This is a genomic window from Gammaproteobacteria bacterium CG11_big_fil_rev_8_21_14_0_20_46_22, from assembly GCA_002796245.1.
Taxonomy (GTDB): domain Bacteria; phylum Pseudomonadota; class Gammaproteobacteria; order UBA12402; family UBA12402; genus 1-14-0-20-46-22.
The window spans coordinates 22,661-49,259 of record PCWT01000016.1 but is presented as its reverse complement, the minus strand read 5'-3'; the positions used below and the strand labels follow the sequence as shown (position 1 = coordinate 49,259).

General features: G+C 39.6%; 26 protein-coding genes. 12 read left to right on the top strand and 14 right to left on the bottom strand.

Going from position 1 to position 26,599, the window contains the following annotated elements; all coding sequences use genetic code 11:
• Positions 1–10: 10 nt before the first annotated feature.
• The 5 genes from COV52_01790 to csrA all read right to left on the bottom strand — a co-directional run bounded on the left by COV52_01790 (position 11) and on the right by csrA (position 2,280).
• Entirely contained in the window at positions 11–385 is a 375-nt protein-coding gene (locus COV52_01790; protein ID PIR11846.1) for a hypothetical protein, read from the bottom strand.
• A 10-nt stretch (positions 386–395) separates the two neighbouring features.
• Positions 396–638, bottom strand: coding sequence for a hypothetical protein (locus COV52_01785; protein ID PIR11845.1), 243 nt, complete (start codon positions 636–638; stop codon positions 396–398).
• A 96-nt stretch (positions 639–734) separates the two neighbouring features.
• Positions 735–1,178, bottom strand: coding sequence for a hypothetical protein (locus COV52_01780; protein PIR11844.1), 444 nt, complete (start codon positions 1,176–1,178; stop codon positions 735–737).
• Positions 1,179–1,344: 166 nt separating this feature from the next.
• Positions 1,345–2,004 carry a hypothetical protein gene (locus COV52_01775; protein ID PIR11843.1) on the bottom strand — a complete coding sequence of 220 codons (660 nt, stop codon included), beginning with the start codon at positions 2,002–2,004 and terminating at the stop codon, positions 1,345–1,347.
• A 93-nt stretch (positions 2,005–2,097) separates the two neighbouring features.
• The gene (csrA, locus tag COV52_01770) at positions 2,098–2,280 is read right to left on the bottom strand and encodes a carbon storage regulator (GenBank protein ID PIR11842.1); all 183 of its coding nucleotides are present in this window, start codon (positions 2,278–2,280) and stop codon (positions 2,098–2,100) included.
• A 556-nt stretch (positions 2,281–2,836) separates the two neighbouring features.
• Between csrA and COV52_01765 the strand changes: the two genes are divergently transcribed.
• Positions 2,837–4,012: a DNA-binding protein gene (locus tag COV52_01765; GenBank protein ID PIR11841.1), complete on the top strand. Its 1,176-nt coding sequence runs from the start codon at positions 2,837–2,839 to the stop codon at positions 4,010–4,012.
• Here the strand turns inward: COV52_01765 and COV52_01760 are convergent.
• Genes COV52_01760 through COV52_01750 form a run of 3 tightly spaced genes read right to left on the bottom strand, consistent with a single transcriptional unit; the run spans position 4,002 to position 6,722 of the window.
• The gene (locus COV52_01760) at positions 4,002–4,985 is read right to left on the bottom strand and encodes a hypothetical protein (protein PIR11840.1); all 984 of its coding nucleotides are present in this window, start codon (positions 4,983–4,985) and stop codon (positions 4,002–4,004) included. The genes COV52_01765 and COV52_01760 overlap by 11 nt on opposite strands.
• Positions 4,973–5,647, bottom strand: coding sequence for a hypothetical protein (locus COV52_01755; GenBank protein ID PIR11839.1), 675 nt, complete (start codon positions 5,645–5,647; stop codon positions 4,973–4,975). The genes COV52_01760 and COV52_01755 overlap by 13 nt, the downstream gene beginning before the upstream one ends.
• Positions 5,613–6,722, bottom strand: coding sequence for a hypothetical protein (locus COV52_01750; GenBank protein PIR11838.1), 1,110 nt, complete (start codon positions 6,720–6,722; stop codon positions 5,613–5,615). The genes COV52_01755 and COV52_01750 overlap by 35 nt, the downstream gene beginning before the upstream one ends.
• A gap of 1,054 nt (positions 6,723–7,776) precedes the next feature.
• On the opposite strand from COV52_01750, the gene COV52_01745 reads away from it, so the two are divergent.
• Both COV52_01745 and COV52_01740 read left to right on the top strand, forming a co-directional pair.
• On the top strand, positions 7,777–8,427 hold the full coding sequence (locus tag COV52_01745) for a hypothetical protein (protein ID PIR11837.1): 651 nt from the start codon (positions 7,777–7,779) through the stop codon (positions 8,425–8,427).
• A complete protein-coding gene (locus COV52_01740) occupies positions 8,414–9,694 on the top strand; it encodes a hypothetical protein (GenBank protein ID PIR11836.1) in 1,281 nt (426 codons plus the stop codon). The genes COV52_01745 and COV52_01740 overlap by 14 nt, the downstream gene beginning before the upstream one ends.
• On the opposite strand, the gene COV52_01735 is transcribed toward COV52_01740, so the two are convergent.
• Positions 9,684–10,886, bottom strand: coding sequence for a hypothetical protein (locus COV52_01735; GenBank protein ID PIR11835.1), 1,203 nt, complete (start codon positions 10,884–10,886; stop codon positions 9,684–9,686). The two genes, COV52_01740 and COV52_01735, sit on opposite strands and share 11 nt — an antisense overlap.
• A gap of 192 nt (positions 10,887–11,078) precedes the next feature.
• On the opposite strand from COV52_01735, the gene COV52_01730 reads away from it, so the two are divergent.
• The 4 genes from COV52_01730 to COV52_01715 are packed head-to-tail and all read left to right on the top strand — an operon-like array spanning position 11,079 to position 13,971.
• The gene (locus tag COV52_01730; GenBank protein PIR11834.1) at positions 11,079–11,726 is read left to right on the top strand and encodes a hypothetical protein; all 648 of its coding nucleotides are present in this window, start codon (positions 11,079–11,081) and stop codon (positions 11,724–11,726) included.
• A 46-nt stretch (positions 11,727–11,772) separates the two neighbouring features.
• Positions 11,773–12,360 carry a hypothetical protein gene (locus COV52_01725; GenBank protein ID PIR11833.1) on the top strand — a complete coding sequence of 196 codons (588 nt, stop codon included), beginning with the start codon at positions 11,773–11,775 and terminating at the stop codon, positions 12,358–12,360.
• Positions 12,341–13,099, top strand: a complete 759-nt coding sequence (locus COV52_01720) for a hypothetical protein (GenBank protein PIR11832.1) — start codon at positions 12,341–12,343, stop codon at positions 13,097–13,099. The genes COV52_01725 and COV52_01720 overlap by 20 nt, the downstream gene beginning before the upstream one ends.
• Positions 13,096–13,971, top strand: coding sequence for a hypothetical protein (locus tag COV52_01715; protein PIR11831.1), 876 nt, complete (start codon positions 13,096–13,098; stop codon positions 13,969–13,971). Before COV52_01720 ends, COV52_01715 begins: the two co-directional genes overlap by 4 nt.
• Positions 13,972–14,178: 207 nt before the next feature.
• Here COV52_01715 and COV52_01710 read toward each other — a convergent pair whose 3' ends face one another.
• The gene (locus COV52_01710) at positions 14,179–14,430 is read right to left on the bottom strand and encodes a hypothetical protein (GenBank protein PIR11830.1); all 252 of its coding nucleotides are present in this window, start codon (positions 14,428–14,430) and stop codon (positions 14,179–14,181) included.
• Positions 14,431–14,659: 229 nt separating this feature from the next.
• Between COV52_01710 and COV52_01705 the strand changes: the two genes are divergently transcribed.
• Positions 14,660–15,340, top strand: a complete 681-nt coding sequence (locus COV52_01705) for a hypothetical protein (GenBank protein PIR11829.1) — start codon at positions 14,660–14,662, stop codon at positions 15,338–15,340.
• Between the two features lies 1 nt (position 15,341).
• On the opposite strand, the gene COV52_01700 is transcribed toward COV52_01705, so the two are convergent.
• On the bottom strand, positions 15,342–16,328 hold the full coding sequence (locus COV52_01700; GenBank protein PIR11828.1) for a hypothetical protein: 987 nt from the start codon (positions 16,326–16,328) through the stop codon (positions 15,342–15,344).
• Positions 16,318–16,575 carry a hypothetical protein gene (locus tag COV52_01695; GenBank protein PIR11827.1) on the bottom strand — a complete coding sequence of 86 codons (258 nt, stop codon included), beginning with the start codon at positions 16,573–16,575 and terminating at the stop codon, positions 16,318–16,320. The genes COV52_01700 and COV52_01695 overlap by 11 nt, the downstream gene beginning before the upstream one ends.
• A gap of 239 nt (positions 16,576–16,814) precedes the next feature.
• On the opposite strand from COV52_01695, the gene COV52_01690 reads away from it, so the two are divergent.
• Genes COV52_01690 through COV52_01675 form a run of 4 tightly spaced genes read left to right on the top strand, consistent with a single transcriptional unit; the run spans position 16,815 to position 22,468 of the window.
• Positions 16,815–18,515: a hypothetical protein gene (locus tag COV52_01690; protein ID PIR11826.1), complete on the top strand. Its 1,701-nt coding sequence runs from the start codon at positions 16,815–16,817 to the stop codon at positions 18,513–18,515.
• The gene (locus COV52_01685; GenBank protein PIR11825.1) at positions 18,499–19,668 is read left to right on the top strand and encodes a hypothetical protein; all 1,170 of its coding nucleotides are present in this window, start codon (positions 18,499–18,501) and stop codon (positions 19,666–19,668) included. Before COV52_01690 ends, COV52_01685 begins: the two co-directional genes overlap by 17 nt.
• Before the next feature lie 8 nt (positions 19,669–19,676).
• The gene (locus COV52_01680; protein PIR11824.1) at positions 19,677–21,959 is read left to right on the top strand and encodes a hypothetical protein; all 2,283 of its coding nucleotides are present in this window, start codon (positions 19,677–19,679) and stop codon (positions 21,957–21,959) included.
• A complete protein-coding gene (locus tag COV52_01675) occupies positions 21,956–22,468 on the top strand; it encodes a hypothetical protein (GenBank protein ID PIR11823.1) in 513 nt (170 codons plus the stop codon). Before COV52_01680 ends, COV52_01675 begins: the two co-directional genes overlap by 4 nt.
• A gap of 24 nt (positions 22,469–22,492) precedes the next feature.
• On the opposite strand, the gene COV52_01670 is transcribed toward COV52_01675, so the two are convergent.
• Together COV52_01670 and COV52_01665 are read right to left on the bottom strand one after the other, a co-directional pair.
• Positions 22,493–23,110, bottom strand: a complete 618-nt coding sequence (locus COV52_01670) for an SAM-dependent methyltransferase (protein PIR11822.1) — start codon at positions 23,108–23,110, stop codon at positions 22,493–22,495.
• 321 nt (positions 23,111–23,431) lie between these two features.
• Entirely contained in the window at positions 23,432–26,572 is a 3,141-nt protein-coding gene (locus COV52_01665; GenBank protein PIR11821.1) for a CusA/CzcA family heavy metal efflux RND transporter, read from the bottom strand.
• Positions 26,573–26,599 lie beyond the last annotated feature (27 nt).

Here is a 26,599-nt window from a genome sequence, read left to right as displayed (position 1 = left end):
GAGAACTCCTTTAAAATAGCCGATGCCCTTTTCTCGCTTGTGCAGAGAGATCATCATCAGCTTTATATTTACTTAGCTCTTCTCTTAGAGATTTGACTAAGCCTTCTGCTTTTACTCGTCGTTGCTTCTCTTTTTTAAGTGATGCTTTCGTTTCTAAGAATTGAAGTTGAAATTTACTTGCAAAGGTATTCATTCGCTCCGTGTTTTCTTGCTCCTGCGCAAGCCAGTGACGTAATTTTTGTTCACGTTCCATTAAACGAAAATTGATGTCTTTCTGACGTTCACATTCTCGCTTTAAATCAAGGATGGTTGCTCTAGCTGATGCGGCAGTTAGAACACTTGCTCCCCATAGTGAGTGATTATGTACTTGTCTTTGTGTGCTCATGCCGCGCCTCCTAGGCTTTAAAGCCTTTCGTTTTTAATTCGTTACTTAAACTATTTAAAAGTTGTTCAATAATTATTTTAAATTTTTCTCTGTCTCTAAAAATACATCGCTCGACTTCTTCAAAGTCATCTATTTCTTCACGCAATGGCAATCCAGATTCAAAATAACCAGGATTTAGGTTTTTCATATTTCTGCGTTTTTCTAGCTTTTCGCTAATTTGTTTTAATGCCTCGTTAGGAAAATCAATTTTCATAGCTCCCCCGAAAATATAAAGCAGGAAACAGCGGCTTATTTTTGTTGTTACCGTCTTTATTATTATGCTTGTGCCTCCCACAAACTTTTTCGCTCATTAGCAAACCTTTTTCACATCCTTTAATAACTTCTGACACAAACCAATGTCTAAGGGTTTTTGAAATAAACCATCTAAATCAGATTGATCAACTAAATTCATCGAACCCTTAGATATTGAAGTAACAGCAAATATACGTAAGCTCGGGTAAATTTCATGTACACGTTTAGCGAGTTGATCGCCATTCTCTTGATGGCCATCTTCATTTTTCATTTCAATGTCAAATACAGCCAAAGATAAGGTTTTATGCATTAGTTTTAATTGTCGAACCAATATTATTGCTTCTTTAGAATTTTTTGCTGACTGTGTTTCACAGCCTAGAAATAAAAACATATCAATAGCTGCTTTTAAAGCTACAGGACTATCATCAACCAATAATACAGTTGGTTTTTCATTTATTGTGGAACTTCCTTTCTTCCAGGTTTTCATCGGCATTTTCTCCATTCCAATTTTTTCAGGAACCTTTCTTGTGTGCTTCTTGTAAGCATTGATAAAATTCCCGATAACGCACGTCCGGCACAGGCGCTTTTCAGTGTGCTTGTTAGCTTATTGTTGTGGCTGAAAGAGCCTTTAACGTGGCTACCGGGAAATCGTTTGAGGCTGAATAACATTACTCACTTCTCCTATTGTCCTTTGACTCGCTTGGAAGAAGAATGGATGTTTTTCCATTCCAATAATTTTCTAATTGAAGAAAAGCTTTTTCTATGTATTTGATACCATCTGGGCGTTTATTGGCTATTGAGAGTTCGCCGACCAAATAAACTAGACTTGATCTTGCAACTTCTTCTGGCTCAACAAAATTGAAAGGCGGGGCTATAGTTAAAATGGCTTCATGCCATTGCTTATGAAAATTTATAACGCTATCGTTTAGCTCGCGCTCATTGTTAAACTGATGCCCAAGTAGTGAGGTAATAAAAAAATCAGTATACTTAAATAAAATATTTTTAAATTCTTCGATAAACTTACGCTTTTTTTCTACATACGAAGCTTTGTCTTTAAGGTGTGTGAAAATTTCTCTAGCGCAAATTTCTTCTGTGGCGAGTACAATGAACTGAAATAATTCAGCTTTGTTCATTTTGATTCGAATAGAGACTCGATTTAACTGAGAAGCTTCAGCTAATTTATCGATAGAGGTGCCATAAAAACCTGTTTTTGCAAATGACTCGGCTGCTTTAAATAAAAATGTAATATATTTAACGTTTAGCTTTTGCTTTATTTTAAATGTTTCTTGGAATAAATCACCCAAGTAGTCAGTAATATGCTCTGACATAATGTTTGACCTCTATACTCTATATTTTTTAAATATTTACTAAGTAAAAACTGGTGTTGACAGTTCGTTACCGTTTAAATAAAAATTTGTTAGCTATTCATTTTTGGTCTCTGCCTCATCATGAAGTTTTTGATAAATCTCTTCTCTATGCACTGACGTATCAAGCGGTGCTTGAGTACCCAGTCTAACCTGGCTTCCTTTCACGCCAAGTACAGTAATAGTTATATTGTCATTTATAACAATGCTTTCACCAACTCGTCTAGTCAAAATTAACATGATGCGCACCTCCTATGCATATAATCTGTGAAGCTAAAAAAAATCGCCTCAACAGAGAGTTTGCTACTAACAAACTTCTGCTGAGACGATTATTACAACGAAGGGTGGCGTTGATTCTTTGGTGTGTCTTAGCCCCATTTGGATTAGATATGCGAACTAATAATGATATTAGTTTTGAGGCTTGTATTTGGTCGTATTCATTCATAGTAACCATCGCAATTCCTGCTATGTCGTTAAATCCAATTTTATTGTTACTATTGTTTTAGGATTTTTTTAAAGTCATTCTTAACTGACTTCTCTATCTCCCCTTGGTGTTCCGTATTTGGAACGTTCCATCTACGTGACATAATATACCTTGACGAGTTTCTTGTCAACCCCAAAAGCCAAAATCCGCCTCTTTTTTGAACTTTTTTAGTTGTTTAAAATCAATAAGTTATAATAATTAGTAAAAAAGAATTTACAAGTTCTTGATTTTTGTAAATCAAACGAACAATTCCTATATTTTTGTATTAGTGTAAAATGACCGTATCTATTATCATTGAGATGGCTCACGGGTGTGAATCTTAAAAAAACCAGGATTGTTTTAGAACTTATGACAAATGAAGAAATCGTATTAAGTAATTTAAAAACATTGATGAAGAGTAAGCAGATGTCTATGCGTGCTTTAGCCAATGAGTGTGGCATAAGCTCTGGTCAAATGCATAGAATTTTAAACGGTACAGCAAAACTATCTTTCCCTGAACTTATTAAAATGGCTGAGGCATTAGAGGTTGATCTAAAAAATGATGTTTTAAAAAATATTACTACATATCAACCCAATCCCAACGAAAAAGAAAAAATCAGTGTAGCTATTATGTCGATTAGTAATAGTAGAGTAGCTAGCATTGTTTCGCCTAAAGGCAAAATTCTCGGTTCTTCATTATTATCTGGCGGGCTAGATTTAGCTGATGATTCTGATGAATTAATGAAGCTAATTAATGAATCAGCAAACGATGCATTATTGAATATTAAAAATAAGAAGAACTACACATTAGCCAACGCCCGATTAAAATTAGTTACTCAGTCTTACGAATTCGAAGATAAACGAAAGCAGTTTAAAGACTATGCTTATAAACATTTTCATGAAATTGTCTTGCTTCCCGATTGGATCGTTACCTTGCTTGCTGCTTTTGATGGAAACGAGGGAATCTCTTTGGTTACCGATAAAGGCGTTTCGCTTTCATACCTCCATAACGGCCAACTAAAAAAAATTGGTGGTTGGAAATATCCTGTCTACGACTTAGGAGGCGAAAACTGGCTGGGTGTTGAAACAATAAAGCATACTATTGAAGCTGCTGAGGGTTATATTCCCATGACTGAATTAGCAAGACAGGTCTTATCAAAATTCAACGGAAAAATTGAGCGCATAACAGAGCGATGTATCCAAAGTGGCGACCCCGATATATATTGCCTATTTACTAGTTTTTTGTTGACCGCTTACTTTACTGAGGATGATGCAGCTAAGAACATTATTGCTTCTGGATTCAAACAAATCGAGCGAACAATCAAACTAGCCGATAAACTCATTGGAAAGAAACTTAAAATAACGCTAAATGGATCGCTTGCTAAAGTCTATAAACCGTTTATAGAGCAATCAAGGTTAATAGAACAAATCGATGATATGAAAAAGGTTGAGCTTTTAGCTCGAATAAATGAAGATGACTTGCAAGCTTTGGGTATAATTATTGGCTAAGTCCAATCAAAAGGATTGCAGTCAATAAAAGCAAGATACTCACAACCATGTAACGCTTATGTTTTAGTGTTGCTAATTTAGCTTCGCCAAAAAACCACCCCCAAGCTTGAGAGGCAAGTATTATTGAAGACATTAAAGTCGGCCACCCAGTAACTTGTTGAGCATTCGAAAACCTGCTCATTCCCAGGCTATATAAAACAAGCGAACCAGAAAAAAATACGCCCATCAAAGTAATAAACGCAAAATTGCTTGTGGAATAAATTTGCCTGTACTGGCCAAGATACCCTTGCTGTTTAGCTCTATATAGAAAACCAATCAACATTGGAATTGCAGCAAAAGTTAAAAAAGCTGGCCAATACCAGTAGGAGTTCTCGCTATATGGCATTGCCGAAGAATGATACGCAACTATTACAAAAGAAATGTTTTGCAACCCACTTGAAAATCCTGCAAAAACCGCAAGTAACCAGCCAAGCTTATAGTGGCTGGCCGAAATTAACTTACGCTGACTCAGTCTTCCTTGATTATTCTTTCCTGCTTTGTAGTAGATAAAAAGTGAAATAATAATTAGCGCCACAGCAATCGTGGCTATCTTTCCATGTGCTGTCCACAGGCTAGATTTATATAGGATAACAAACATCGTGCCAAGTGTTACACCCAAACCTAAATTTACTGTAAAACTTAATGCAATACCTATTGTTTCAATTGCATAAGCAAAACATATTTGGCCTAAGCCGAATACAACCCCGCTTACAATAAGAAGCATTACCTCGTGAATATGTAATAAGCCATAAAGTCTAAATGAATGCGGGAAAAAGACGATTAACAATAGCCACGAAACAATAACAAACCCGATAATACTATGAAATACCCATACCATTTCATTTGAAATGGACTTAACGTTTCTAGCAGGAACAATAAACGAGCCATTGAATATCCCTGCTAATACAATAAGTGTTAAGCCTAAGTAATACATTTGTTTTCCAGTTTGAGAATTCCCGGAAGCTCACTCCACGAACTTAAAATACCTAAAGGGTTAAACTGTACAAGCTTCTCGTTAGAATGCGCCCCAAAGGTAACGCCGATAGGGGTAACCTTGGCATTAAGAGCAAACTCCATGTCAACCGTTGTATCACCTATCATGATGGTTTGGCTTGGTGTCACGCCTGCTTGCTTCATAATATAATTAAGCATTTCTGGGTCAGGCTTACTTTGGTGTTCTTCACTACAACAAACATAGTCAAAAAGGTCTGTAATACCTATATAGTCTAACGATTTATCTAGCTCTGCACGAGCTTTCGATGTAGCAATAGCCAAGATGATTCCCTGTTTGCCTTGTAAATCCTTTAATACAGCTATTGCATTATTAAATGGAATAGATTGATATTCAGGCAACTGCATAAGACTATGAAAATCTGTTGCGATGTCGTTCAATAATTTTTTTGAAGCAGTCGGAAAACACCGGGCAAGTGCTTTCTCAAATTTTGTACCCAATACTTCTTTAACAAGCGCTTTACTCGGTGGCTCTAGGCTGTATTTTTTAGCTAAAAATCGTTTACATTCTGTGATTTTTTCAACAGAGTCAACAATTGTACCATCCCAATCACACACACATAGTTTGATTTTTTTCTCGCACATATTCCTCTCGTTTTGTTAAAACTTGCTCTGGCGTAGTTTTGGTAATTGTATTTATTTGCTGATCGGTTAATCCAATTTTCAGCATGTTTTCAATTTGCCTATCTACACCTTGACTACCTGCTGCAACAATTCCTTCATCTTGGTAGAGCAATGTAGAATCATCTAGCTTTCTTAGTTCGCGACCAGCTAACTTCCGGCTTTCGATGGAGTCTGTCATCATTAACATATTTTCAGCGCCCAGTAATTCAACTGTTTTTTTAATCACTGCTAAGTCTACATGCTCACCATCAAAATTTTGAGCCACTTTAACTAGTCCTTTTCTGGCATTTTTAATCATAGTCGCAGGAACTAAGCCTAACTGCTCATCAAGATTATCTAATGACCAAGAGTTTAGGTCTAGGCGTTGAAGCTCAATGTCTCGTCTTTCCCTTTCTTTTCTAGTTCTCCAAGCATGTTTAAAATTATGTGGCATATCATTATATATATGATCGGTTATTGTAGCTCCTTGCCCCCATGCTGCAACAACGTCATATATTGACTGCAACGCTTTAGCTGATGCCACAGGATTCGCTTTGGTAAAATGTCCAGCAGCAGGTAAAACACCACTATCAAGTAAAGTTTCTGCAATCCAAGTGACACTTGGGGCTGGATTATCTATATTGCTATTTTCATCCACGTTTAGTTCAGCATCGGGTGAAAAAATCATGTAAATAAGTCCTTGCTTGCCGCACCCAGCCAATTGTTTCCATTGTCGTTTACTGGGGTTCCAAACCCCCTTATGAGGCGTACCTCCGTGACTTGCCAGAAGCGGCCCCTCTAATCCGAAGCCCATAATATGAGGAAAAAGGTTGCTCTGTCGCCCCGTATGAAATTGATCAAGTATTTGAAAAAAATGTGCATACTCTGATTCCGGTAAGTATAAAGTCAAAACCGCTTTATGCTTTCGTGCAGCTAGAATTGCCTCAATTTCAAATAAATCTATATTGGAAAGCTCTGTAAAATCAAATCGACCAACACCATGACAATGCATGTCAATCGCATCCTTAGTTAATTCTAATACCCTTAAATCGTTCATTTTGATCACCCGTGCCGTTCAAGTTTTAACCAAAATAAGCGCGCTTTTTAGTTGCTTGCGCTCATCCCAAAAAATTATACCCTTGTTAAGTTCTTTTATAAGAATTATCTGCTTAACGTTATTCAGTTAGGAGAGCTTGACAGGTTGAATCACTATTTCTAAGTTGTGTTTTTTAGTCAGCTTCACTTAAGCTTATTCTATCTAAGCAGAGCAATGATCGGTTTTGGTGCTTATTTATTGTCAAAAAAACCAACCACGCTGTGACCAATTAATATACATTAATGAGATAGATTAAGGAAGCTCTTTAAGACAGTTATCCAAGAGAAATTGCAATAAATCAGTAACGCAACAAATTTCATTTTCATTTGAAGTTGAGTAAAGTGGCTGAAAAAAGTAGCGATGTAAAAATTAAGTTTTATTGAATATTTTAGTTCCTCATTGATTAATAATTAGTCGACAAAAAAGCGCTTGCTCACATAGCCGTATATTAAAGTTATTCAGGCAGAACACCGAACGAGCGAATAACCTCTTGGTTATAATTGCCGGATTAAAACCGCAGGCGGTATTGCGGTTACTATGCAAACAAGCTGGGTGGCACTGAAAGCACTGAGCTAACAGCTTTACCGCCTTCTGGTAAGGGAAAGAGAAAAGCAGAAGAATACCTGCTCGAATTAGATCGCTGAAAATTATAAAATATTGACCAAAAAATGGCTTTAAAATTTTAAACAAATAGTTTAAAATTGCGCGTAGCATGATGTTAGACCTCTATACTCTAGTATCATGTATTCAGCCTTGGCGAGTAGTGTTGATACTTGCCAAGGCACTTAAAAAGTAACGAAATTCACTCTTAAACGTCCATTTACTTCATCCTGTTAATTAAATGCTTCAAAAAAAAGTTTCTGTAAGCCTTTGATTTTTTGTAAAAAATTCATTACAATTCTGCTCTATAAGCGCTAAATAGAGACATTTAGAGCATTATTATGTAGTATTGATTTTACAATATCAATATTTGTGTAAAAAATTTTTTACAAAAAGGAGCAGCCCTTAGCCGATTATGACTAAATATGCATTTCAACAAGCTCATACTGTGTCTGACGTTTTAACGAGGTTACTTAAAGAGCATAAAATAACGTCAGCAAAACTTGCTGAGCGTATTAGCACACCTAGAGCAACTATTACTAACATAGCAAAAGGCAGGACAACTGATCCACGTATTTCTACACTTGAAGCTATTGCCAGCTATTTTGACATTTCTGTTGATCAGCTATTAGGCAAAGAAACCATCAGTCAGCAAAATATTGCGGACACGGTTACTCAACGACTTATACCTGTGATAACTTGGGAAAAGGCAACTCAATGGCAACAAATTATTGAGGATGCTACTTTACAGGAAACCTCTGAAAAAATTCCTGTTGATGCTGAACTAGAGAAAAATCAGTTTGCCCTTAAAGTTTCAGGTGATGCTATGTGGCCACAATTTCAAGAAGATGGAATCTTAATTGTAGACCCGGAAAAGCCCGCTAAAAATAGAGACTTTGTTGTTGCTCATATTCATAAGACAAATGAAACGATACTGAGACAATTGTATACCGAAGGTCAAAAACAAATATTAAAAGCTGCCAACTCAGCTTTTCCCTCTATCACAATGAACGATTCCGACACAATCGTTGGTGTCGTTGTCCAAACGCGAAATGAGTATGATTAAACTTTTCATTAAGCTTAAGGCGTTGTTGTTAAGCTTTTTTAACAAGTACACAGAAGCTTTATACGTTACGAAAAATCAATATCGAATCCGTTTTGTGCATTATAAAAAATCAAAAGCTGGCAAAGCATTCGCGGTCATTCAGGTCGCTATTAAACGTTCAAAAATAAAATTGCCTCTTTCTGACTTAGCATCAAATAAAGCAATGTTAGATGAACTACATCCTGTTGATGCTAGCCGTGTTGCTTTCCTGTCACGTTTAGATAAAGATGGACACTTAGATAAAGCCCCAGGTTATATTAATGGCATACATAAATGCCCTGTTATCAGAGAGCGGCCAACCCTAACCATTCATTTACAGTCTTTCGATGAAAAAAATCATGAGACACTTTTTACTTTAAAAGGTATTCATTCTAGTTTTAGCATTACTATCCCTGCGATTGAATTATTACAAAATCATAATTTACTTTACGGCCTCGGAACAAAGCGCGCTTTGCAAGTAGGTTATGCTGCCGGTGAAGACTTTATAAATGATAAAAAATGCTTGGCAAAACGGCCTGTTACTTCAAGCCAACCACGTGCAACACTGTATTACCATATACTTTGTGTTTTATACGTTGGTTTAGGATTGTCCGGCATTAGTATCGTAAGAAGGATGTTTCCGTTTCATCTGCCATTCACTGATTTAACTGTTCCCTTTGGCGCGGGTGTTATTTTTTTTCCATTAACTTTTGCTATTCAAGATATTACAACTGAAGTATATGGATTTGCGAAAAGTCGCCACATGGTCTGGTTATCACTTGGTATGATGGCTTTTTATATTCTCTATACACAAATAGCTATTCATTTACCAAGCGGCCATGCGCTCATTTACCAAGAAAATGCTGCTTTTAATACAGTTTATGGCTCAATACCAAGACAGTTTTTATCGCTTATTGTCTCAATGCTGACAGGTATGCTATTAAACGACTTCTTAATTTCAAGGCTCAAAGTTATCTATGGTGGTCGTTATCTTTGGGCGAGGATAATTTTTTCAACAATGATTGGCGAGGCCGTTTTAAATATTGTTGGCTTAATTGTAGGATTCGGTGACATTATGCATTTTTTCTCGCAAATGCTACCAAATATCGCTTTGTCGTATAGTTATAAACTAATTTGGAATGTGTCACTTATCCCCGTTATATATTTGGTTACTGGCTTTCTTAAGAAAAAAGAAGGTATCGACGTTTATGATTACGATACCAATTATAACCCTATGATTATAACCTAGCTGTTAAGGTTGACTCCGCTTGCTCTAGTAAAAACAGGTCTGTTCCTCTTGCGCCCAGCAAAGAAACGCTTATCGGGGTTGGTGATTGCGCCACAGGAATAGTCAATTGAGGTAGTTTACATACGCTTGATAAAGCAATAAATGCTCTTACTCTTTTGTAATCAAAATCATTAACTGTCTTTGTCAAAACATCACTTCGTTTTCTAGGTGGTAACGGCATGGTTGGCATACAAATTATCGCATTTCGAATCAGTGCAGTGAGCTTATCCACATAATGTAATTGCTTTAAACGAGCAGCTTCTAATTGCGCTTTGCTAACAGTTCTCATAAAAGAAAAATCCACATGCGTTGTCTTTCCATACTCAAGTGAATGCTCTTCTACCCATTCACCTAAGTTTTTCCAAGTCTCACCGCATATTAACAAACGCATCACATCAGCAATGCTCATATCAGGTTCGTCAAAACTTTCCATAGAGATGTGAGAAATTTCGAGGTTGTGCTGCGCTGCAAATTTATCAGCAAACGCTAACGTGGCTCGTCTTATTTCTGGCGTACTTTCAGCTAATAAATCATCAATCAAAAATAAGGTAGTCATGCTAATGGTAGTATCGCCAACTTTGTCTTCAGAAAGTAATGCTTGCATTACTTGTTTTAGAGTGCGAAGTGAACGACTCAAAACTCCTACAGTATCTAAGCTTTCGGATAAAGATAAACAGCCTCTCATTGAAATACGACCATGTGTTGGCCTCATACCAAACAAAGCACAGTTATTTGCAGGAACACGGATTGAGCCACCCGTGTCTGTGCCAAGCGAAAAATCAACATCCCCGGAGGCTACAGCCGAAGCAGAACCACTAGAGGAACCACCAGGAACCAAGTCCGGATTTGCCGGGTTGATAGCCATTCCATATTCAGAGTTTTTACCCTCAATACCACAGCAAAACTCACCAAGAACAGTCTTGCCTCGGCAACTTGCTCCAGCATTTAATAAAAGAGCTATACAACGGGCATGGCTACTTGCAATAGAATGTGTAGCATCCCACAATGCGTTGCCAAACCCAGTTCTATGTCCAGCAACGTCAAATACGTCCTTGGCAGCAAATGTAAGTCCATCTAAAGAACCGCTTGCCGTTGGGTGAACAGTAAGCTCCTGAGTAAAGGCTGATGATGGTTTGTCTGAATCCTTACCCATGTTTCTACTATGCTTAAATTATCTGTTAGTTAATTTGAGTGCTAAGGGTACGTTAAACGAACCAAGTAAACAATTCGCATTGTGTTTTTGTAAAAAAGAATATACAATTTGCTCCAGTTATGCTCAATATTATCTCATGTGTAAACTTATTTTTACGTTCAAAAACAACAACATCAAAGAAGGAGTGAGTTCATGGCCGCCGCCACTTTTGAACAGCCATCATTAAACCACGTTTTAGGTCTGCTTTTGAAGGATGCCGGTATTAGCGCTGCAAAACTTGCCGAGCGTATCAATATACCTAGAGCAACTATTTCGGGAATTGTATCTGGTCGAACAACTGACCCTCGTGCATCAACGTTAGAAGTCATTGCAAAATATTTTGATGTCTCTGTAGACCAGTTATTAGGTAAACAGCCAATAAGCAGCCTGCACCAAAAAACCAACTCAGCAAACCTAGTAAGCATCCCCGTGATTGCCTGGGATAAGGCCAGTGTTTGGCCGCAAGTGCTTTCTGGCATTGATGCAAACACAGTAGAATCAATCACGGTAGACGAAGCGGCGCATGGGAAATTTGCCTTAAAAATCACTGAGGATGCAATGTGGCCGCAATTTCAACCTGGTACTACATTGATCGTTGATCCAAATAAAACCAGTAAAAACAGAGACTTTGTTATTGCTTATTTAGAATCTAACGATGAAACCGTGTTTCGGCAGTTATTATGTGAAGGGAAGCGCCGTATATTAAGCGCTATTAACCCGGATTTTCCGTCTTTAGAAATGCAGGAAAATGACAAGATTTTAGGTGTAGTTATTCAAACAAGGAGTAACTTTTCTACTTAAATCTGGTAGAATATAGCTCAAATTAAGCTCATGGAGTTTGCAGCTTATGTTTAAAGGACTTTTAAAGGTTGCTGGCGATATAAAAAATACTTATGGACGATTTAGTAAATCATCCGATGGTTATTGGGAATATTATTTAAAGCTCGATGGTTATTACTATGACTCTAAAAAACAATGTGTCATGGCTGTATTAATTCTAAGAAACAAAAGAATTGCCGAGACTTTTCCGCTTAAGCAGCTCGTTAAAGATAGACACTACCTAGAGCAGCTTCATCCTGTTGACACATTTATCATTGGCTTGCTAGCTAATAACGAGCGAAATAATATAGTGGATAAGTCTTGCAATAGCCGAATGAAAATGCGTCGTGTAAAAAGCCACAACTGTTTTATAAAATCAAAACCCATATTGCGAATTGACAGAACTTATGAAGATGAAAACGGCAATGAAATTACAGTCTTAAATGCAGTTAATTTAGGCCAAGAAATTAAAATTCCTACAATAGAGCTTTCTCAAAATCCTGCATTGCTATATGCACTTGATACTTTCCAAGCAATGGCTGCTGGTTATGGTGCAAGCGAAACTTTTGTTCGGCACAACACGATGAGCAGACCACATGGAACAGCGCTTACTTAGAGAAGTCAGTACAGACAACCAAAACTTAAAATACTTTCCAATCCTTAGTATGATCTACATTGCAGGCATGATGACTTCATTGACGGTTTCTGCCAGACTTCTTCCACTACACATCCCAATGACAAATTTTACAATATTGCTTACAGCAGGCACTTGGACAATTCCACTTTCATTCTTTATTCAGGATATAACGACAGAAGTTTACGGTTACGCACAAAGCCGATATTTAGTTCAAATCACAATGATCATCCTCGTGGCTTATATAGCGTATTTGAAACTAACAACGTTATTCCCAGAGCCTCATAACATTGTCAGCATTGACCGCTCATATAATACTGTATTCAATACATTGCCTCGACATTTGCTAGCTTTGTTAGCTGCTATATTTACGGGAAATTTAGTCAATGATTATATTTTATCGACATTAAAAAAGAAGTTAAAAGGCCGGTATTTACCGTTCAGATTCATTGGGGCAACGATTATCGGTGAGCTGGTATTACAACTTGCTGGCACAACAGTTGCTTGGTTTGGTCATTTACACTTTACAACAGAAATTTTACCGTTCATTTTATTCTCTTATGTTTATAAGATAGTATTTGAAGCCATCCTTACACCTGTAAACGTTGTAGTGTGCGGCTGGCTCAAACAGGCTGAAGGTATCGATGCTTATGACGATGATGTTGACTATAACCCTTTCTCTACAAGGAGAAAGCGAAATCCGAAAGGTGGAAAAAAATGACTCGAATCGCAGCTATACAAATGTGTTCATCTCACAATGTAAGTGATAATTTAGCAACCGCAAAAATGCTCATTGCAGAGGCAGCAGAACATGGTGCAAAACTGATTGTTTTGCCTGAAATGTTTGCCATTATGGGTGCTAGCGCCACTGATAAAGTAGCGCTAAAAGAACCTTATCATAGTGGCCACATACAAACATTTTTAGCTGAGCAAGCTAGAAACCATAGCGTATGGATTGTTGGCGGCACTATTCCTATTAGTTGTGAAGCGGATGATAGTCGTGTAAGAGCAGCAAGCATCGTTTTTAATGCGGCTGGCAATATTGTAGCTCGATACGATAAAGTGCATTTGTTTGATGTTGTTGTGTCAGAAACAGAAAGCTATCGCGAATCTGATACAACCGAACCGGGAAGTGAACATGTTGTCGTGGTTGACACCCCTGTGGGTAAGCTTGGCTTAACTGTTTGTTATGATCTACGCTTCCCAGAGCAATTTATTGCGCTTCAAAAAGCTGGTGCTGAAATAATCGCAGTTCCATCTGCTTTTACTGTTAAAACAGGCGAGGCTCATTGGGCGCTACTTACCCGCGCTCGCGCTGTTGATACATTCTGTTATGTGGTTGGCGCTTGCCAAGGCGGTGAACATAGCGGTGGCAGAAAAACTTATGGGCATAGTATGATTGTCGATCCTTGGGGAGTAATCCAGGAAGAAGCGCCCGCATCTGGAAATGCTGTTATTTATAGCGAGATCAACTTGGTTGCTTTGTCTGAAATTAGAAAGCGTGTGCCTGTTGCTGCTCATCGAGAAGCTGCCAGTCGCCGTAGTGAAACAATGGGAGCTAAACACTCAGGGCCTACTACATTTGGTCTATAAAAATATTCGATACTCAAAAAAACAACGACGAGCATCCATTACTCGCCGTGTCATCGTCATTATCAAAGATCATGTAAACCACTTGCTGACCTGTTACCGTTGCTAACAATACCTTGCAACAAATGGCTTCTTCTACTTGTTATTTTCCTCCTCTTTTCTGGTTACTCAATGCTGCAACCTTGCAGCGCCCAAATTCTATCTATCTTTTTAGCTTCGTAGCCCAAATTTCAAGCCTTGTGCTTTGAGCCTTGGTTCATCTTTTAAACTGGTTTGTGATGTTCCCTGTACTAAAAAAGTCGCTTGTGTGTGGCCTGACTGTATCCATTCAGGATGAGCATCTAACACGGGTGCTATGACAAATAAGCTTGCAAACCAAAACCACAATCCGGCGAATAACTGTAAAGCGTCACTGGCCATGTGTGGGCTTTGTTCTTTGAGTTGTTTGGTGTAGGTATTCATCTTATTCACCTTTCATACCGTTTCTCTATATGTATATTTATAGCGCAATTTGGTGATAATTTCAATAGTTTTTCACCGATTTCCGTTGAAAAATAATTCGATATAGTCATATATTTAGATTAACTTATTGATTATTAAATATATTATGCTATTATTGACCTTTGTTTTATTATATGAAAATCAACGAATTTCGTGTTATATTAAATTTAGCAGATATGGGAAACTCAATATGATTCTTGCAACCGTGCCTTACAAGTCAACGAGACTTACCCTTGGGGACAGCCTCTTCGACAAAGAAGAGCGCGGACGGCGTATTGCTTTTTTGCGAATCAACATTGCAGGCTTTGAAAGCCGACCCGATTTCTGCAAAGAATCAACCGAGCTTAGACCTGAAACTGTACGCCAATGGGAGGCAGGGTTTCTCAACGGCCTTAGCAAAGGCGGCGCTGCAAAATTGGTGAGATATGCAGACCAGCTTAACATCTACTGCTCTGCAAATTGGTTATTGTATGGTATTGGGCATCCACCCACTTATCGGTATGAGGGCTTTGTTGAGCCAGACGAGCAGCTTTACGATAAGCTTACCGAGGAAGCTATCACTTTCCATAAGGTAAGCGCAAATTCAAAAATAGAAAAGCTTGTAGCCATTGTTGAAGATGATAGCATGTTACCTCAATTCCATGCGGGTGATTTTGTCGGCGGCAAGGTTATAGAAAACTTACGCGAAGCTGTAGAACAACCTTGCATAATCATAGATGATCAAGATAACTATTATATAAAAGTATTGCGTTATAGTGATGAACCCAGCAAATACAACTTATCGAGCTTAAGCCTTAGCTCACCTGAGAAAATCGTCGAACGAGTTTCTGTGAAAAAAGCCGCGCCGATTATTTGGTCGCGCCGCCCCTAGATCAATCTATCTGGCAGGTCGTTAGTTTATCCCAATCAACCAGCCGAGTAATTTTCCCTTGAGTAACACTGTAGTAATAACCGTCACACAATTTATTTGCGCCAAATAAATACTCAGACAATGTGCTAGACGCTTGCCTAATGTCTTCATCGGTAGGCATAAATAATAACTTTTGCCGATTAGTCAGTTGTCCAACCGTTTCACTTGGCATATCCATATCTTCTAAAATACCAATTTGCTCTTGCATGGTCGCCTCATTACGAATAATTAACCAAGTAGGCTTTGCTGCTTTATCTAAGAAAAGAAAGCTACCGTATTGATCAACAAGATAATACTCAATCGCATTTGCTTCTTGATAAGCTTGAGCAAACACTTTTTGAAAGCTGGTTGATTTCATCAGGTTTTTAAATGATTCACCTAAAGCACTGACAATACCCTGTGATAAACGATCAAAGTAACGCAGTTTCAAGTGCTCAATCGCAGGCACAAGCTCTTTGTACATCGCATTATCAGCAGTTTTAAAAAGAAACTGATCGATTAAATGCTTATTAAACGTTTGCATCGCAAGTTTCTCATCCCCTTTCATGGTGAGAATGATTTTGCCAACAGGTGAATCAGTCAGTTGCTCAGCCAGTTCAACACCGTTCATACCAGGCATGTCGTAATCAATGACCGCAACAGCAATAAACTGATTTCGGTTTGGATTATACAGAGTTTGGAGCAGTTGGCTTAAGCGAAAATCAACTGGATACTCGGCACGATCAGAGTGATCGAGCTTTTGCACAACGGTACTCATCGTTTCGTTTGATTGCTTGAGTATTTCCAGCGCCTTCTGTGGCTCTGTACAGATGATTAACTTCCCTTGAGAGCGCAGATCATGCGCCACCGTATCTAAAAACGATTCGTTATCGTCAACAAATAAAACCGATACAGGGTGACTTAAGCAGGTAATAGCAGCCATAGGTTTCCTTCCAATTTCAAGTTTCATCTTCCTGATTATCAACAGCTTTCAGTTTATCACAAACTTCCATGATGATTTCAGCATCTTTAGGCACATTCGTTAAAAGCACTTGCCGTAAAAATTGAATATCTTCTAAGGGCAACGACTCAGGGCAGTAGTCTTCAGCAAAATCGAGCAACCGCTTGATGTCCTTATGAGCAGAGTCCATCGCCTTTAAGATAGATAAGGCACGATTTCTCAGCTTATGCTCTAAAGACCCTTCGCTTTCATTCATTAGTATCCGTTCTCCCTCTTAATATCAAGCGCAAAGCTGTACAATTAATAAACCATCCAAGCCATATAATAGCGTAATCAGCCAGTTATTGGTAATATTCTATCTATTGAAAGCACCATGCCAGCGCCATCAGTAAATGGAAACAGCTCTGATTGTAACCAAGTTGAGCACGAGCAAGCAACAAGACATAATAACAAACGGTAGCGTTGTTGATGAATAAATAGGATATAGGTAACAGGATGAAAACGACACCCAACCGACTATTGATTGCCCTTGTTATTTGGATTTTTTATTTTGTTTTCTATATGGTATGTCGAAGTAGCAGCGCTCTCCAGCCTGCTGCCGGTTATCTCTCGCTCATTGGTGAAGCAGGCGGTGATTTAATCTGTGCCATCTTTGCTTTTTGGCTCTTTTTAAAAGCACGCCGAATAGATAAGCTCATCTTTATTATTTTTTTCTTGTCGTTTATTTTCGCCTTCGTTTCTGATTTTAGCTACAACCTGATTCTTAACATCATGGACATCAACCGCTTTTCACCCAGTGTTGAAGCCATGTTTGACATTCCATTCTTGGTTTTTCTAATCTTGCAAGCCATTGCCTGGTGTACCGTCGTGATTATGATTCAGCACAAAAACCGAAAAGTCATGGGGATCGGTGCTTATATTCCTCTACTCATTACAAGCCTCATCATTTTTATTACCTTTGTTGTCCTACCAGGCTGGCGCGTACATTTCAGTTCCGTTGAAGGTATTTTCAACCTTGCCGATACGCTAGTTGAAATCATTGCGTTTATTTTTGCAGGCATTGCTTTATTTGCCTCAGAAGATCGAGAGCTGGGGTTTTTAACATCGGGCTTTTTATTAATTATTGCGGCTGACTTTTTTATTCGCTTCGCCGAGGTGGAAAACAATTTATTCCCGGTTAACTGGTTTGAATCCTTGTGGGTGCTAGGATTAATCATGTTTGTATTGGGTCTACTGGAATTCAAAGAACGCGGTCATTGTCGGTTTGTTAGAGCCACTACCGCATGGAACAGCATTAAAGCACAAAGTGCATACTGGCAGTTTGTCGTACTCCTTATTTTAGTGGCGGTATTTTTCTTGTTAAACTTGGGGTTCTCTAATTTAAAACTCGAAAGAAGCTTTGATATTCCGGCATCGTTAATTGTGCTGGCGGTATTAAGCACACTTTTTAGCAACCTCATCTCCACTTACTTTTCATTGCCGTTTAAACACGTATCAAAATTAATTATTGAGCACCATAAGCATCATGAATTTATCCCAGATGAAATGCCGACTCATATTTCACGCATAAAAGAATTTAACGAACTCGATAATTGTTTGCGACAGGGATTAGAGGCTATAGAAGGTTGGGCGGTGAAAGACAAAGCGATCTCAACAGAGGTGCTAAGTTATGCCAATGAAATCCGTGACCCCGTGGCAGCACTGAGACTCATTGTAAAAGGGGCAAACGTACCCGAAGCAGAAAAAAAAGAAATTATGAACATTACAGCGGAAATTAACGCGCGTACCAATCAATTACTAGAACGCACCTATCCGCACACACAAGATGAAGCTCTACCAATCATTAAAGATAAACCGATTGTTATCGTTGATGATGACGAAGGTTTAAATATTGTGTGGGCGAGAGAAGCCAGAGAGTTAAAGGTTAATTTAGTGATTTATCAATCCGCTCAGGAATTTCGTGAGGCCGCAGCCAAAATAGATAAGTCAGCTATTTTATACTTCGATTGGCATTTAACGCGCGGCGAAACAGGCACAGCGCTCGCAGAATGGGCGTATAACCAAGGCTTCAGGAATATTTATCTCATTACACGCGACCCCAAACTACCCGAGAAAGGAAAGCATATTCTCGGTGTCATTGATAAAGAAAAACTGTCATTTAAGAATGATGAGGAGCCTCATGCGCCAAGAAACTAAAAAACAACCTGCCTTATTACGCAAGCTAAGCGCATGGGTGATAATAGTAGGTACAGCGTTAGTTCTGTCAATACCTGTCATGGCAAAACCAACGTCATCTCATGCTGACTTAACCATCAACCCCACGCGACAACCCGATGTGAAGGTACTGACGTGGATAGGCACCATTAGTGCCACTGACCCTTACATTCAAACAATTGAGAAAGACTGTGGTGTTCACATTGCTTACTATGAATATAAGTCCAATCAGGATTTTTTAGCCACACTGAGAAATACAGAAGATCATTTTGACATCCTTATTTTTTCAGACGCCATCTATAACGTGATTGCCGATGATATTGCAAATCCCAAGGGCACGCTCAGTACGTTTAGCAATCATTATTACCCCATTATTAAGCAACACTATCTGGCAGGCCATTATGCCCCTAATGTAGCGTTCTTTCTTCATTCCATGACAGGGTTTCTATATAACCCCGATAATCTTCCCAACCTGCCTAAAGACACCATCTCACAAATGTTTGCTCAAGCAACCGGCAAGTATGTCACGATGATTAATGCCCCGATTGAAGCCGACTTTTTCTTGCGATTGGCATTATCGCAGAGCAAGCAAGCCAATGCGCCGACGGGCAACGAAATATTCTCTGCTTCGCCACTAGACTCCCATTTTTTTAAAAGCCTTTATCAAGGCACAAACTTCATTATCACCAATACACCCGAGCGCATTGTTGCTAAGAAAAATTTTGCTTTTTCCTATATATGGTCAGGGGATGCACTGATCATGCTGCGAAACAATCCTGGGCTTTTAAAATATTACATTCATCCTAATTTATCGTATGTGAGTACCGATCTAATAGCGACCTTAAATGAAAATCCTCGCACCGTGTGTGTCGCCCACAAATTGGCGAGCGAATGGTTTTTAACGCACGAACAAAACGTAACGGATTACTTCTCGCCTTACGGAAAACTGACTGATCCAAAGAATAAAAACCCTCAACCAATAGACCCACATTTTAAAGCCATTTTTGCCACCTGGATGCAACACTTACCCAACTTACCCTGGATAAAATCCGTCGATGAAAACACCTTTAATGCGCTCATCACCACCTGGGATAAGATTAAATTTGAAGTCTCTGAGCAGAATAAGGCGGATTAGTAAAATCAATGGCAAAGTATAACCTCAATTCCGTCATCGCCTCGCTCAGCAAAGATATCATCATCACGACGCTGGTCTTTATCGTCATTATTTTTGCTATTTGGTCAGCGGTCTTTTTTGAATTCAAACTCAATAAAGAAGAACTGGTACACAACCAACTCGATTCCATCGTCAATATTTACCAAACGTATTTATCGGAAAAACTCTCGATTGTTGCCAGTTCAGAAGCTTTTCAAGATTATCTGCAAATCGGCGATAATACGCAGAACGATCAATATTATCGTTTTTTAGACGAACTAGTCACATTGAAAGATCAATCGATTGTTGGCACCTCTATCTATTACATTCCCAGTCCTTATATCCGTGGCATGGAAGCAGACGAGACCAAATTAATTTTTTCTTATGGTAAAAAAACACCTTACTCTGTAACGTTAAAAGTGTGTTACTTGAATCGACGTTTGGATGCCAATCTCGGTTTATGCCAAAACACTTGGACATTGTATTTTTCAAAAGCGGCTTTATTAAACATACTCAAAGCCAATAGTCGAGACTTAATCGTTTGTAAGGACAACTGCCATACGATTAATCTGCTACCTCAACACTCATTAGGGTCTTTCCCTGTGCTCAGGGCTTCCACCATGAAGGTGCATTTAAACTGGAAACAAGAAACCATTACGCCGTTAGTATTTCTCATTGTGTTCTTTACCATTCTGCTCGTAATTCTTCTTTCACTCATCAATGGTATGCGAATTCGCCAAGTGTTTAATCAAGTTATTGCTAACCCGTTGGCACATATTGTTGCTCGACTAAAAAAAGGTCAGCTACCCAGAACGGTGAACTACATTGAAGAATTGGAGTTTTTATCAGATCGCATTAAAAAAGCGTATAAAGCAATGGATAAAATTGAGATTGCAAAAATTGCCCGACAAGCGGCGCATGACTTGCGATCACCGATTCTGGCCATTGAATCAGTCTTAAAGAAAACGAACAAACCGGATGAAGAACAACTTTACGTGATTAAACATTCTGTTCAGCAAATTCATGACATTGTGAACAACCTGGTGCAAAAAAATGTAAAAGATGCGGCGATCAATGCCAGTAACTTTAGAAGTGTCATGTTAACACCCATCATTAGCTATGCCATCTCTGAGAAACATTCAGAACTGGAAGAAGGTGATCATCATCCGATTCAGTTAGTGACCAAGATTGACGAATCCACGTATAAAACCTTTGTCAAAATTGTGCCTGAAACCTTTCGGCGCATATTATCTAACGTATTAAACAACTCAATCGATGCCCTTAAAAACAAAAAAAGCGGTTTAATTACACTCAGCATCCAGTGCGAGTGGCCTGATGTCGTCATTGAAATACACGATAACGGTGCGGGGATTAAAAAGCATCACCTGAGCACGGTTTTTGATGACGGGGTAACCTATAAGCAGGGAACGGGATTAGGCTTATTTCATGCAAAAGAGAACATTGAACAATGGGGCGGCAACATCACTATTGATTCTCAATTAAACCAAGGCACGACCGTCACCATTCGCTTGCAAGCTCAGCCACCGGCAGTCTGGTTTGCGGAAAGTATGACAATTCTGTCTGACAGTAAAATAATTGTCATTGATGATAGCGACACGTTTCATCATGAATGGAAACAGCGCCTGTTGAAGCTGGGTGTTGCTGAGGAGGCTATCACGCATTTTTATAACCCTGATGAATTTCTTAACTGGTATAAAGCCCGCCCACAGGACGGACGAGATCGCAACGTTTATCTCGTTGACCAGGAATTTACGGGTAATGAAAAAACGGGCTTAAAGTTGATTGAACACATGAATAAAGACAGCCAATGTTTTCTGGTCACAACCTATGGTGAGAATTTTGATATACAAAACGCTTGCGAACAATTAAACGTCAAACTGATTCCGAAGCAATATGTTTTTTACATGCCGATTTATGTAGTAGATCAGCTAGCGGATATTGTTTTACTGACAAAAGATCAATGGTTAGGGAAAGCATGGGAATACCGAGTAAAACGGTTGGGTAAAACTATTCAATGTTATAACAGCATCTCTAACTTCACCACGGATTTACGGCTTTATCCCTTAAATACGCCGATCTTTATCGTGCGCGAATTTGATTCGATTGTCTTGAAGGCTTTTGCACTAGGGTATAACGATATCACTGTTTTGACACACGATATAAAAAACTACACGCCTATTGAGGGAGTCAAAGTGGCACAAAAAGAGTTTGACTTCGACACACTGACCCAAGATAAAGGTAAAACCGAATGACATTAGTATCGCCCAATGAATTTATAACGCTGCGTGAAAGCTTGCACCTATCACCTGAGAGGCTTGCCAAGCTTGCGGGCTTTACTTCAAGCCAGCCCATCATTCATTTTGAAAACGGTGGAACAAAAATACCTGAATCGATACATGATCTTTTAAAAAACCTTGACTCTACGGCCAACAGAATTGCCAACTTGTGTGTAAAAGATGCTTGCTCGCATATTAAAGATAGTCGTTTACGCCCTGAAAACTACAAAACAATTGCATTGCTCTATTATGGCAGCGACGCTGATCTTCACTTTGCAGACGCTGAAGCTTATGAGAAATTACATTGTTTTGAAGCTTACTTTGCGGCAATAGAACGAGCACATCAACAACTAATAAAGCTTAACGCCAAGTCCAAATTGGTCTTGTTCAATCGAGGTAAATATGAAACCTGGTTAAATACAAATGAATTTAAACATAGCTCAGAAAATCGTATCAAGTGGACAATGATGCAGGAAAAGAGTTGAGCGTAACATGATAATTAAATAGATTCATTGTCTTAAGAAAGTCAAATAAATAAAACGCTGCTCTTTGCCAGCAGGTGTCACATGCGATTCATATTGGCTGTTTAACAAAATAAATTCATCACCCAGTTCATTTTGCATCATCCTTTCATCATACTGCACGATATCCAACCCGCTGCAACGTTTTGGCCCACCTTTTCCAAAGGTAGCCATGACGACATAACCGCCAGGAGTAAGTGTTTTCTTAAGCACATCGACATAGGCTGCTCTTAAGGTTTGATCCATTAAAAAATGAAATACCGCACGATCATGCCACACTTCATAAGGATGAGGCGGCACAAACTGCGTGATATCGTCAATGTACCACTCAACGTGGTTTGCTTTTTCAGCTAATCGTTTTTGTATTTGCTGTATGGCTTGTTGGGCAATATCCAATACCGCTAACTTATCATAGCCTAACACTAGCAAGTGATCGACTAATGAGGAAGAGCCGCCACCGATATCAATCACTCGATCTCGCGGACTACTAATGCTTTGAATCATACTGAGTGATACCGTTGGCTTCTTTTGATACCAACTGACTTCATCTGCCTGTTTTTGGGTATAAACCTGTTCCCAATGTTTTTTTGAAAAAGAGGTGCTCATAAATTTATGCTCGATTTAAAGAAATAGCCGATCTTAGTTTAACAAATCATACCGATTAGCTCTAATTTTACCTGCGATATTCAAAGAGTGCATTTATTATCCTTATACTTAATTACGCTCTCATAACAGCATGATAACCGAGAAAAATAGCTTAATTGATCGCTCCTCTAAAATGAGAAAAATAAGCCATTTCTCCAGCAGCCATACCAATAGCCATATTGGTAGTCATCGTTGCATGTTTAGCAACAGGAGAATCCTCCATTGAAGTTGGTAAAACCTCCAGTAACATTAACGTTGTTTTTTGTAAGTTCATACTCAGCTTTACTTCTTTAGTTCACGTCCAACTAATCGCCGTTTCCACAAATAATAAATCGCAGGAATAATGACTAACGTTAAAAGGGTTGCTGTTATTAAACCGCCCACCATCGGCGCAGCAATGCGACGCATCACTTCAGAACCCGTGCCTCGACTTAACATCACCGGCAATAAACCCGCAAAGGTTGCAGCCACGGCCATCATAATGGGGCGTACTCGATATAATGCTCCTTGCTTAATCACGGCAATGATATCGTCTGGGGTGAGCGCACGTTTTTCAGCCTGCGCTGTATGGATTTTTTCCTTTAAGGCGTTGTTTAAATAGTTCAGCAACACCATCCCCGTTTCAACAGCGACACCAGCCAGCGCGATAAAGCCAACACCGACTGCAACTGACAGATTGTAATCCAACCAATACAACAACCAAATACCACCGATAAAAGATAAAGGCAAGGTACCCATAATAATCAAGACTTCAATCAAACTACGTGAATTCAAATACAGTAAAAAGAAAATTAAGACTAAGGTTAATGGCACTAATAGCATCAAACGATTTTTAGCACGTTGCATGTATTCATATTGGCCTGTCCATAATAAGCGATAACCGGGTGGTAGTTTTAATTTTTCTTTCACAAGCTGTTGTGCGGCTTGCGTGTAACTGCCCAAGTCACGCCCGGCAATATCCACTAATACCCAACCGGTTAATTGCGCATTCTCGCTTTTAATGGCGGGTGGGCCTTGTGTCACATAAACGTGCGCCACATCACTTAATGCAATATGTGCGCCCGTAGGCGTCACAATTGGCAGAGTTTTAAGTGCATCCACATCTTGGCGTTCAGCTTGTGGGTAGCGAAGGTTGACTGGATAACGTTCGCGGCCTTCAATGGTTTCAGTGACATTTATCCCACCAATGGCTGATTGCACCATAGTTTGCACATCGGCGATATTCAACCCATAACGGGCGGCTTGTTGTCGCTTAATATCGACTTGAATATAACGACCACCCACAGCACGATCCGCATATACTGACGTCGTGCCTTTCACTTGCGGTAATAGTTTTTCAAGCTCCTCACCAATGGTTTGAATTTCTTTTAAGTGAGGCCCTAGGATTTTAATCCCAACAGGCGTTTTAATGCCGGTTGCTAACATATCAATTCGAGTGCGAATGGGCATCACCCAGGCATTGGTGACACCGGGTAGCCTAACGGTACGATCCAACACTTGCTTGAGCTTAGCGATCGTCATCCCTTTGCGCCATTGCGACTCCGGTTTTAATTGAATCACACTTTCAATCATGGTCATGGGCGCAGGATCAGTGGCGGTTTCTGCTCGTCCCACTTTACCCAAAACACTTTTCACCTCGGGGATTTGTTTAATTAGTTTGTCCGTTTGTTGCAAGACTTGACGCGCCTTGCCAATAGAAACCCCCGGCAACATCGTTGGCATGTACATCAAATCGCCTTCGTTTAAATCGGGCATAAACTCAGAGCCAATCTGAGAAGCGGGCCAAAAGGTCACAATAAATAAAATCACTGTAAGCAAAATTAAGGTCTTAGGAAAACGTAAAATTAGCGTAACAACAGGTTTATAACACCACAATAAAGCCCGATTAATCGGGTTGCGTTGTTCTGGCACAATGCGACCACGAATAAAATACCCCATTAACACCGGCACTAAGGTAATCGCTAATCCGGAGGCGGCCGCCATCGCATAAGTTTTAGTAAAGGCTAAAGGCGCAAACAGTCGGCCTTCTTGTGCTTGTAAAGCAAACACGGGCAAAAAGCTCAGTGTCGTAATCAATAATGAGAAAAACAAGGTGGGTCCGACTTCAATCGCTGAGGCTTCCACCAGTTTCCATCGCTGAATAGGTTGCTCACTGGCTTGTGCTTTTTCAAGCTGCTTGTGCATGTTTTCAACCATGATGATGGCGGCATCCACCATCACACCAATGGCAATCGCAATACCCCCTAAGGACATAATATTGGCATTGAGTCCTTGCCAACGCATGATAATAAAAGCCACCAATACCCCAATCGGCAAACTCAAGATGACGACTAAGGAAGAGCGAAAATGCAATAAAAAGAGTAAACACACCGCAGCAACGACAAGAAACTCAATCAGTAATGTCCAACTGAGCGTGTGAATTGCACGGGTAATTAAGCCTGAGCGATCATACACGGGTACAATCTCAACGCCTTGGGGTAAACTCGATTGCAATTGGGCTAATTTTTCTTTCACGAGTTTAATGGTATCAAGCGCGTTTTCACCTTGGCGCATCACAATCACACCACCGACGGTTTCACCTTGACCATTAAGCTCTGCCACACCACGGCGCATTTGCGGGCCAAGTTTCACTGTGGCCACATCCGACAATAAAATCGGTGTCCCTTCTTTACTTAAGCCAAGCGGGATATCTTCAATCGATTTAATTTTCTGAATATAACCAGTCGCACGAATCATATATTCGGCTTCACCCATTTCAGCCACCGAACCACCGACTTCTTGGTTGGCTTTTTGGACGGCTTGTTTGACTTGGGCGAGCGTTAAGCCGTAAGCACGCAGTTGATTGGGGTGCAAGGTGATTTGATATTGCTTAACCATGCCGCCCACGGTAGCGACTTCAGAGACATCCGGCACGGTTTGCAGATCGTATTTTAATAGCCAGTTTTGTAAGCTGGTTAGTTGGGATAAATCACGTTGCCCCGTTTTATCGACGAGCGCATATTGATACACCCAACCCACACCGGTGGCATCTGGCCCTAATTCAGGCTTAGCATTAGGGGGTAATTGACTGCCGATTTGACTTAAGTATTCCAAAACGCGTGAGCGTGCCCAATAGGGGTCCGTGCCATCTTTAAATAAAATATACACATACGAATCGCCAAAAAAGGAATAGCCGCGTACCGTCACAGCCCCTGGCACGGCCAACATGGCCGTTGACAAAGGATAGGTGACTTGATCTTCCACAACTTGAGGGGCTTGGCCAGGATAAGGCGTTTTCACAATGACTTGCACATCGGATAAATCAGGAATCGCATCCACCGGTGTTTTAAATAACGCATAGACCCCCAACGCAATTAAAAAAAGCGTTAGCGCAATCACAATAAACCGATTGTGAATCGACCAGCGAATAATAGCCTTTAACATCGTGTACGCTGCCTCGTTATTAATTGA